Origin of the sequence: Cellulomonas sp. A375-1, assembly GCF_001040865.1 — a bacterium.
GTDB lineage: Bacteria > Actinomycetota > Actinomycetes > Actinomycetales > Cellulomonadaceae > Cellulomonas > Cellulomonas gelida.
Genome location: NZ_LFKW01000101.1, coordinates 12,059 through 22,080 on the forward strand (window position 1 = coordinate 12,059; position 10,022 = coordinate 22,080).

8 protein-coding genes are annotated in these 10,022 nt (G+C 73.3%); 1 reads left to right on the forward strand and 7 read right to left on the reverse strand.

What is annotated here, in order from left to right; translation table 11 throughout:
• Positions 1 to 109: 109 nt before the first annotated feature.
• From CWIS_RS10510 to CWIS_RS10540, 7 genes are all read right to left on the reverse strand, one after another.
• Positions 110 to 1,639, reverse strand: coding sequence for an FHA domain-containing protein (locus CWIS_RS10510; protein ID WP_048343242.1), 1,530 nt, complete (start codon positions 1,637 to 1,639; stop codon positions 110 to 112).
• Positions 1,636 to 2,517, reverse strand: a complete 882-nt coding sequence (locus tag CWIS_RS10515) for a PP2C family serine/threonine-protein phosphatase (RefSeq protein ID WP_048343243.1) — start codon at positions 2,515 to 2,517, stop codon at positions 1,636 to 1,638. The genes CWIS_RS10510 and CWIS_RS10515 overlap by 4 nt, the downstream gene beginning before the upstream one ends.
• 138 nt (positions 2,518 to 2,655) lie before the next feature.
• Positions 2,656 to 4,218: a S9 family peptidase gene (locus tag CWIS_RS10520; protein WP_048343244.1), complete on the reverse strand. Its 1,563-nt coding sequence runs from the start codon at positions 4,216 to 4,218 to the stop codon at positions 2,656 to 2,658.
• 34 nt (positions 4,219 to 4,252) lie between these two features.
• Positions 4,253 to 5,194: a GTPase Era gene (gene era / locus CWIS_RS10525; RefSeq protein ID WP_048343245.1), complete on the reverse strand. Its 942-nt coding sequence runs from the start codon at positions 5,192 to 5,194 to the stop codon at positions 4,253 to 4,255.
• The gene (locus CWIS_RS10530; RefSeq protein ID WP_048343246.1) at positions 5,191 to 6,489 is read right to left on the reverse strand and encodes a hemolysin family protein; all 1,299 of its coding nucleotides are present in this window, start codon (positions 6,487 to 6,489) and stop codon (positions 5,191 to 5,193) included. The genes era and CWIS_RS10530 overlap by 4 nt, the downstream gene beginning before the upstream one ends.
• On the reverse strand, positions 6,486 to 6,938 hold the full coding sequence (gene ybeY / locus CWIS_RS10535; protein WP_048343247.1) for an rRNA maturation RNase YbeY: 453 nt from the start codon (positions 6,936 to 6,938) through the stop codon (positions 6,486 to 6,488). Before ybeY ends, CWIS_RS10530 begins: the two co-directional genes overlap by 4 nt.
• On the reverse strand, positions 6,935 to 7,948 hold the full coding sequence (locus tag CWIS_RS10540) for a PhoH family protein (RefSeq protein WP_048343248.1): 1,014 nt from the start codon (positions 7,946 to 7,948) through the stop codon (positions 6,935 to 6,937). Before CWIS_RS10540 ends, ybeY begins: the two co-directional genes overlap by 4 nt.
• A 231-nt stretch (positions 7,949 to 8,179) precedes the next feature.
• On the opposite strand from CWIS_RS10540, the gene ppdK reads away from it, so the two are divergent.
• Positions 8,180 to 10,022 (forward strand): pyruvate, phosphate dikinase (gene ppdK / locus CWIS_RS10545; protein ID WP_048343274.1); only part of this gene is annotated, 1,843 nt, incomplete at its 3' end.

Consider the following 10,022-nt stretch of genomic DNA (forward strand, 5'->3'; position numbering starts at 1 on the left):
GGACGTGCGCGTAGCCCGGCAGGGCGGGAGGCGCGGAGGCCTCGCGTCTCGCCGTCACTCGTCGTGCCCCGTCGCGCGGACTGACATGCGGGAAGTCATCCGGACGTCGTCACCGGCCCCCGGCGTCGACCGTGAACGTGACGCCGTCACCGAGGTCCACGAGCTCGCCCGGCACGACGACGCTCGGCTCGCCCGGGTGGAGGCGCCGGGCGCCCTCGCCCTGCCGCGACACGTGCACCCCGTTCGTGGAGTGCAGGTCGGTGACGAGCACGTGCTCGCCCTCGGCGCGCACCTCCGCGTGCGTGCGCGAGATGTCCTGCTGCGGGCTCGGGACGGCGACGAGGCGCGGCAGCTCACGGTTCGTCACGCGCGCGACCTGCGGCGCCCGGCCCAGCAGCACCGTCCGGTCGAGCGAGACCTCCGTGCCCGTCGACAGCAGCAGGCGCGGCGGCTCGGGGGCGGGCACGGGCGTCGGCACCTCGAACGGGCCAGGCGTCTGGCCCTCCTGCGGCCACTGCGAGGCCCACGCCGGCAGCTGGTCACGGATCTGCGCGAGGTCCGACGACAGGATCGTGAGCCCGTCGTGGTCGTCGGGCGACGCGGGCCCGACGAGGGTGCGCACGCCGTCGACGGTCGACTCGACGTCCGCCTCCGGCGCACCGAGCGCCACGAGCGCGGGGACCGGCTCCGCCTCGACCTCGTCCGCCCGCGCGGGCTCGGGCCGGACGGGCTCGGGCACGAGCAGCTCGGGCAGCGCCGGTTCCGGCAGACCCTGCTCCGGCAGACCCCGCTCCGGCAGACCCTGCTCCGGCGCCGAGCCGGAGGCCACCGCAGCGTGCTCCGCGAGCTCGTCGCGCACCGGCTCGACGTCCGCGAACGGTGCGTCCGCCACCGGCTCGTCGTGCGCGGGCTCGTCGTGCACGGGCTCGTCGTGCACGGGCTCGTCGTGCACGGGCTCGTCGTGGACCGGCCCGTCGTGAACCGGCTCATCCACCGCGGGGTCGTCGATCGCGGGTGCCTCGAGGACCGAGGCGTCGTCGCCGGTCGGCGGCAGCGCCAGGTCGGGCACGTCGATGACCTCGGCCGCGGGGGCGCCGAGGTCCGCAGCGGCTGCCTCACCGTCCGGCGCGGGCGCCACGAGGTCAGGGGCCGACTCGTCGGGCGCGGCCTCGGCGGCCACCGGGCCGTCGGGCGCGACGACGTCGGACTCCTCGACCAGCACCACGCGCAGCGCGGACGCCGCGGCCACGCCGTCCCCCAGCGGCAGGCCGTCGCCCTCGCCGGGCGCGTCGTCGCTGCGCAGTCGCACCCACGTCACGTCGTCGAACACCTGCTCGGACCACGTCCCGATCTCACCGGCCCGGACCGTGCGGGGACCCTGCGGCGTGCCGACCTCGGCGGTCACGTCGCCGCGCAGCGCGAGGTGCGCGCGCCCACGCTCGACATGCACGAGCGCGAACGACGGCAGCCCGCCGAACCCGTTGCGAGCGAGCACGACGAGGCCCGCGAGCAGCCCGTCGGCCGACGCCTCCCACAACGCACGCGCCGTCGCGGGACCGGCGCTGGGGCCGAGCAGCGCGACGAAGCCGGGGCGCGACACCGCGGACCAGTCGCCGGGAAGGTACTCGGGGACGCTCATGACGTGACCTCCTTCGACGGTGCGTCGGCGCTCGGGGGGAGCGTCGACGCGGACGACCGGCGGGTGCGGGGCACCGTCGCCCCGTGCAGCATCTCGTCCCAGAGGTGCGGGCCGAGCTGCGAGCCGGCGCGCGGCACGGTGATGTGGACGTCGTCGAGCGCGCCGACGGAGGTCGCGACGTCGACGACGACCGCGCTCACGTTGTCGCGGGCACCCGCGTCGAGCGAGCGCCGGACGAGCTCGTTCGCGGCGTCCTGCGCGTCGGCGACGTGCTCGAGCACCGCGCCGATCTCGGTGTCCCCGAGCTCGCGCGTGAGTCCGTCGGTGCAGATGAGCAGGCGGTCGTGCAGCCCCGCGGGCAGCAGCCAGTAGTCCGGCTCGGGCTCGTCGCCCGTGCCCAGCGCGCGCGTCAGCACGTGGCGCTCAGGGTGGGTGTCGGCGTCCGCGGCCTCGATCCGGCCCTCGTCGAGCAGCTCCTGGACCACCGAGTGGTCGACGCTGACCTGCTCGAGCACGTCCTCGGCCCAGCGGTACACGCGCGAGTCGCCCACGTTGAAGACGAGCCAGTACGCGGTGTCGTCGTGCACGGTGACCGCGACCCCCGCGACCGTCGTGCCGCCTTGACGCCCGCCAGTGAACTCGCCGCGGATGCGCGCGGAGGTCCGCGAGAAGCACGCGTGGATGTCGTCGGCGGTCGCGGCGCTCTGGCCGGCGAGCTGCGCGAACTCCTCCACGGCGATCCGGCTGGCGAGGTCGCCCGCGTCGTGACCGCCCATGCCGTCGGCGACGAGGAAGACCGGCGGGTACGCGAGAAGTGCGTCCTCGTTGACCTCGCGGACGAGCCCGCGGTCGGTGGCTGAACCCCACGACGTGCGCACGCATCCTCCTCTCCGACGTCCGGACCGCAGCCGTGCTCCGGCTGCGGCTTCCACATGGTGCCTCACCGGGACGCGCAGCGTGAAAGACCGCCCGAAGTGCGGTCGATCGTCGCACTCGCCCCGATCGCTCGCCGCATCCTAGATGCCGAGCTGGTAGACGCCCCAGTACGCGAGCACGACCAGCAGGATCGCGGACGCCGCGACGACGATCGCGAGCGCGAGCGCGCGTGCGGCGCCGGGTGCGACGGGCACGCCGCTCGCACGGTTGCGCACGATCGAGCGGAACAGCAGGACCGCCGCCGCGACCACGAGGATCCCCACGGCCCGGACGGCGATCCACGCCCCGGTGACGACCCACCCGTTGCTCGTGTAGTCGAGCGCGAGCCGCGCGATCGCGAGGATGTACCAGACGAAGCCCACGACCGTCACGACGACTCCCGCGCCCAGCGCTGCGGCCCAGCGTGCGACGCCCGGCGCGTACCGGTGCGCCGCCGGTGCGGCGCTCCCGTCCGGTCGCCGCCGGCGGGTGACGAGCACCTCGGCACCGCGCGCCACGGGAGCGACGAGCCCGGCGAGGGCGACGACGAGGCAGGACGCGATGAGCGTCACGGCCACCACGTCACCGTTGTGCAGCCAGCGCGGCTCGGGCACGGGCATCGCCAGGAACGTCTGGCTCGGCTGGTCGCCCGCGACCTTCGGCGCGGCGCCCGCGGTCTGCGGCAGGCCGGTGACCCAGGCCGCCATGTCCTTCAGGAAGGCCGGGACGATGTCCGCACCCACCCGGATGCCGTGCGTCGCGCCCTCGTAGTAGCGGACGGTCACGTCGCTGTTGCCCGCGATCGCCGTGTCCCGCATCACCTGCATCGGCCCCTGGACGATCGGCATCGACGAGTCACCGGTGCCGTAGACCATGAGCACCGGCTGGGTCATGCGCCGCTGGTAGGTCGTGACGTCGAAGTCGACGTACTCGAAGCCGCCACCGGGGATCGCCATGCCGACGGCACGCGGGATCGCGCGGAAGACGCCGTGCGGGACCCCTGTCGCACGCAGGTAGTTGTCGGCCGCGAACGCGGCCTGCTGACGCGGCGGCACCACCGGCGACGAGACGAGCACGACGAACTCGAGCGACGGGTCGTTCGCGGCCATCACGGGTGCGATCCACCCGCCCTCGCTCTCGGCGTACACGCCGACGCGGTCCGGGTCGACGCTCGGCAGCGTGCGCAGCAGGGCGACCGAGTGCGCGTAGTCGTCGGCCATCTGGACGTAGTCGCGGTGCCGCAGGGAGTAGGTGTCGAGCCGCTTGTCGGGCACGAGCGTCACCACACCGGCCTCGGCGAGCGCATGCGCCTGCTCGTAGAACGCCTCCTGGTACGTGCCGGTACCCGCGCCGTGCACGAAGACGACCGCACGCGCCGGTCCGTCCGTGCCCTGCGGCTCGCTGAGCAGGGCCTGCACGCTCGTGCCGTCGAGCTGGACCGTCACGACGCGCTGGCGGACCTCGTGCCGCACCAGCGCGGGCGCCTCGCCGATCTGCGTGCTCGACGTCTGCACGGCGAGCGGGTCGCTCAGCGCGACCGGGTCCCACTGCGGTCCCATGAGCGCGCCCATGACGGCGAGCACCACGACGCCCAGCACCGTGCTCGCGAGCACGCGGTACGGGCCCGTGAGCAGGTGCTCGTCCGCGCGGGCCTCCTTCAGCATCCAGCTCTCCCGCCTCGTGTCGTCACCGTCGGCGTCAGAATCCGAGCTTCCCGAGCTGCTTGGGGTCACGCTGCCAGTCCTTGGCGACCTTGACGTGCAGGTCGAGGTAGACACGTGCACCGAGCAGCGCCTCGATGCCGCGTCGCGCCTCGCTGCCCACGTCACGCAGCCGAGCCCCGCCACGCCCGATGATGATGGCCTTCTGGCTGTCGCGCTCGACGTAGAGGTTCACCCGGACGTCGAGCATGGGTGCCGAGTCACCGGCCGGCTGCTCGCGCGGGACGATCTCCTCCACCACGACCGCCAGCGAGTGCGGCAGCTCGTCGCGGACGCCCTCGAGGGCGGCCTCGCGCACGAGCTCGGCGACCATGACCTCCTCGGGCTCGTCCGTCAGCTCGCCGTCGAGGTACAGCGCGGGCGCCTCGGGCAGGTGCGAGACGAGCACGTCGGCGAGCACCCCGACCTGGTAGCCGTCCACGGCCGAGACCGGGACGATGTCCGCCCAGTCGCCGAGCGCCTGCACCGCGAGCAGCTGCTCGGCCAGGCGCTGCCGCGAGACGAGGTCGGCCTTCGTGACGATCGCGACGACGGGCGTGCCGCGCCGGTCGCGCGCGAGCTCGGCGAGCTGGTCGGCGATGAACCGGTCCCCCGGTCCGACCTTCTGGTCGGCGGGCAGGCAGAAGCCGACGACGTCGACCTCGGTGAGCGTGCCCTTGACGAGGTCGTTGAGCCGCTCGCCGAGCAGCGTGCGGGGCCGGTGCAGCCCGGGCGTGTCGACCAGCACGAGCTGGGCGTCGTCGCGGTGCACGATGCCGCGGATCGTGTGGCGCGTCGTCTGCGGGCGGCCGGAGGTGATCGCGACCTTCTGGCCGACGAGCGCGTTCGTCAGGGTGGACTTGCCGGCGTTGGGCCGTCCGACGAAGCACGCGAAGCCCGCCCGGAACTCGCCGTCGGTGGTGCGTGTGGGCTCGGTCATCGCTGCGCTCCGTGCTCGTCGTCGTCGATGGGGTCGTCGGGTGCCACACGGTTGACCAGGACCGTGGCCAGGCGACGGCGACGGCCCTCGACGCGCTCGGCCACCAGGTGCAGCCCGTGGATCTCGCCTGCCGAGCCGGGCAGGGGGACCTTGCCGAGCGCCTTGGTCAGCAGGCCGCCTGCGGAGTCGACGTCCTCGTCGTCGACCTCGAGCCCGAACAGCTCGCCGAGCTCGTCGCGCCCGAGGCGCGCGGGCACCCGGAACACCCCGTCGCCGAGGTCCTCCACGACCGGCGCGCTCGGGTCGTGCTCGTCGGTCAGCTCACCGACGATCTCCTCGATCGCGTCCTCGATCGTGACGAGCCCCGCGATGCCGCCGTACTCGTCGACCACCATCGCCAGGTGCGACGAACCGCCCTGCAGCTCGCGCAGCAGGTCGTCGACCGGCTTGGACTCCGGCACGAACACCGGGGGCCGCACGAGCGACGAGGCGGGCGCGTCGAGCGCGTCCCCCGCCGGGCGCCGGTCCCCCGGCCCGATCGGGATCTGCTCGACGATGTCCTTGAGGTACAGCACCCCGCGCAGGTCGTCGACGGAGTCACCCACGACCGGCACGCGCGAGAACCCGGAGCGCAGCAGGAGCGCGAGCGCCTTGCGCAGCGTCGTGCTCGCGTGGGCCGTGACCATGTCCGTGCGGGGCACCATGACCTCGCGCGTGAGCGTCCCGCCGAGCTCGAAGACCGAGCGGAACAGCTCGCGCTCCTCGTCCTCGATCGCCTCGGACTCGCTCACCCGCTGGACCATGTCCCGCAGCTCGTCCTCGTCGGTGTCGGTGACGCCACGCGCGGACGTGCCGCGACGCGCGATCGGGCCCGCGAGCACGGTGACGACGGTGAGCAGGCGAGACAGCGCCGAGAGCACCCGCACCGGGCTGCGGCGTCCGATCGTGCGCGGGCTGACCCGGATGAGCAGGTAGGCCACGACGACGCTGAGCCCGAGCCCGCCGAGCAGCACGCCCCACCACGGCAGGTCGCTCGCGGCGACGACGATCGTGAGGCACACCGTCGCGAGCATCTCGGCGACGAGGCGGAAGAAGGCGGCCGCGGAGGCCGAACGCTGCGGGTGCTCGGTCAGTGCCTGGATCCGCTGCGCCGCCGGGTGTCGCTGCGCGACGAGCTCGGTGACGGCCGCACGCGTGACGCGGACGACCGCGACCTCCCCAGCCGACAGCGCCGCGGCGAGCGCGGTGCCCAGGACGGCGACGACGACGAGCAGGCCGACAGGGACGTCGTTCACCGGCCGGCCAGGAACGTCAGCAGGAGGCGGCGCTGGAGGCCGAACATCTCCTTCTCCTCCTCCGGCTCCGCGTGGTCGAAGCCGAGCAGGTGCAGGATCCCGTGCGTCGTGAGCAGCAGCAGCTCCTCGACGGTCGAGTGCCCCGCGGCGACTGCCTGCTGCGCGGCCACCTCGGGGCACAGGACCACGTCGCCGAGCAGGCCCGCGGGCGTGACCTCGCCGTCGCGCCCAGGGCGCAGCTCGTCCATCGGGAACGAGAGGACGTCGGTGGGGCCGGGCTCGTCCATCCACTTCACGTGCAGCTCGGTCATGACCTGCGTCCCGACCAGCATGATCGACAGGTCCGTCTGCGGGTGCACGTGCATCTCGTCGAGCACGTACCGCGCGAGCGCGGCGAACTCCGCCTCGTCGACCGCGTAGTCCGACTCGTTGTTGACCTCGATGCTCATCGGTGACCCGTGTTCCCGTTCTCGTCCCAGCGTGCGTACGCGTCGATGATCTCGCTGACCAGCCGGTGCCTGACGACGTCCGACGAGCTCAGCCGGCAGAAGGCGACGTCGTCGACGTCGTTCAGGATGCGCTCGACCACGCGCAGCCCCGACGTGGTGCCCGACGGCAGGTCGACCTGCGTCACGTCACCCGTGACGACGACCCGGCTGCCGAACCCGAGCCGTGTCAGGAACATCTTCATCTGCTCGACGGAGGTGTTCTGCGCCTCGTCGAGGATGATGAACGAGTCGTTGAGCGTGCGCCCGCGCATGTAGGCGAGCGGCGCGACCTCGATCGTCCCGGCCTCGAGCAGCCGCGGGATCGACTCGGGGTCCACCATGTCGTGCAGCGCGTCGTACAGCGGACGCAGGTACGGGTCGATCTTCTCCGCGAGCGTCCCGGGCAGGAACCCGAGCCGCTCGCCGGCCTCGACCGCCGGGCGGGTGAGCACGATCCGGTTGACCTTGCGGTCGTTGAGCGCCTGCACGGCCTTGGCCATCGCGAGGTAGGTCTTGCCGGTGCCCGCCGGGCCGATGCCGAACGTCACGGTGTGGCGGTCGATCGCGTCGACATACTCCTTCTGCCCCGCCGTCTTGGCCCGGATGGTGCGGCCGCGCGTGGACAGGATGTTGAACGTGAGGATGTCCGCGGGGCGTGCGTGCGACCCGGCGGTCAGCATCGCGACCGTGCGGCGCACGACGTCGGGCGTCAGCGGCGTGCCGGCGGCGGTCATCTCGATCAGCTCGTCGACCAGCCGCGTCAGCAGCGCGACGTCCCCGGCGGGGCCGGCGAGCCGGACCTCGTTGCCGCGGACGTGCACGTCGACGCCGCTGAAGCCGGACTCGATCTCGGTGAGCACCTCGTCGCGCAGGCCCAGGAGCTCGACCATCGAGACGTTGGCCGGGACCGAGATGCGGTGCTCGACGCGTGCGGGCGCACCGGTGTGCGGTGCGGGGTTCGTCTCGGCCATGTGATCGGCGTGCGCCGTCGCTCCTTCGTCGTGGGGTCTGCGCCGCCCATCCTACGTGGGACCCGCGCCACGGCTCCCGGCGAGGGTCCGCGCGCAGGTCACGCTCCCGGACGTTGGTCCCGTGGAAGTGTCCACCCTGCGGGACGACACTGGACGAGCCCCCAGGCAACGACGCCCGGTGGCAGCGCGGCCGGGCAACGGGGCCTGGTCGCACACCGTGGAGGTGGAGCCGTGGCCGGCTACGTATGGGATTTCAGCGAGGGCGACAAGGACGCCAAGGACCTTCTGGGCGGCAAGGGTGCCGGACTGGCGGAGATGACCCGCCTCGGGCTGCCCGTACCCCCAGGGTTCACGATCACGACGCAGGCGTGCCGCGAGTACATGCGCGACGGTGACGTGCCCGACGAGCTGCGGGTCGAGGTCACCATGGCCATGCGCAGGCTCGAGGACGCGATGCAGCGGCACTTCGGCGACCCGGCCGACCCCCTGCTCGTCTCGGTCCGCTCGGGCGCGAAGTTCTCGATGCCCGGGATGATGGAGACCGTCCTCGACGTCGGCCTCAACGACCTCACGGTGCACGGCCTCGCCGCGTTCACGGGCGACGAGCGGTTCGCGTGGGACTCCTACCGTCGCCTGGTCCAGATGTTCGGCCGCACGGTGCTCGGGATCGCGGGCGAGGAGTTCTCGGACGCGCTCGACAAGGCCAAGGCGGCCCGCGGCGTCGCCTCCGACGTGGACCTCGGGACCGACGACCTGCGTGAGCTCGTGGGCACCTACAAGGACATCGTGCGGGAGCAGACGGGCCGGGACTTCCCGCAGTCGCCGCGCGAGCAGCTCGACCTCGCGATCACCGCGGTCTTCAACTCGTGGAACACCGAGCGGGCCCGCCTGTACCGCCGTCAGGAGCGCATCTCCGACGACCTCGGCACGGCCGTCAACGTGTGCGCGATGGTGTTCGGCAACCTCGGCCCGACGTCGGGCACGGGCGTGGCGTTCACGCGCGACCCCGCGACCGGCCGCTCGGGCGTCTACGGCGACTACCTCGCCAACGCCCAGGGCGAGGACGTCGTCGCCGGCATCCGCAACACGTCCGGGCTCGCCGAGCTGGACCGGCTGGACCCCGAGGCGTACGCGGACCTGCGCAAGGCCATGCGTCGGCTCGAGACCCACTACCGCGACCTGTGCGACATCGAGTTCACGGTCGAGCGCGGCAAGCTCTGGATGCTGCAGACCCGTGTCGGCAAGCGCACCGCACCCGCCGCGTTCCGCGTGGCCGTCCAGCTCGTCGACGAGCACCTCATCACCATGGACGAGGCGCTCGACCGGGTCACCGGTGCCCAGCTCTCGCAGCTGCTGTTCCCGCAGTTCGACCCCGCCGCCGAGCGCGAGCTGCTCGCCAAGGGCATGGCCGCCTCTCCCGGCGCGGCCGTCGGCATGGCGGTCTTCGACGCCGTGACCGCCCAGACCTGGGCGGCCGACGGCAAGGAGGTCGTCCTGGTCCGTCGCGAGACCAACCCCGACGACCTCGGCGGCATGATCGCCGCCGTCGGCGTCCTGACCGCGCGCGGCGGCAAGACGTCGCACGCCGCCGTCGTCGCACGAGGCATGGGCCGCACGTGCGTGGTCGGCGCCGACGCGCTCGACATCGACCCCGTCGCGCGCAAGCTGACGGTCGCGGGTCGCACGATCCACGAGGGCGACGTCATCGCGATCGACGGCTCGACCGGCGAGATCTTCCTCGGCTCGGTGCCCGTGCGTCCGTCCCCCGTCAGCCGCTACCTCGAGGACGGCCTGGCCGTCGCGATGGCCGAGGCGCCCGACGAGGAGACGCGCGAGCTCGTCGCCGCGGTCGACCGCATCCTCACCCACGCCGACGAGGTGCGTCGCCTGCGGGTGCGGGCCAACGCCGACACCCCGGAGGACGCCGAGCGCGCCCGACGGCTCGGCGCGCAGGGCATCGGCCTGTGCCGCACCGAGCACATGTTCCTCGGCGAGCGCCGGCTGCTCGTCGAGCGCGTGGTGCTGGCCACCGACGACGCCGAGCGGCAGGCGGCGCTCGACGCGCTGCTGCCGG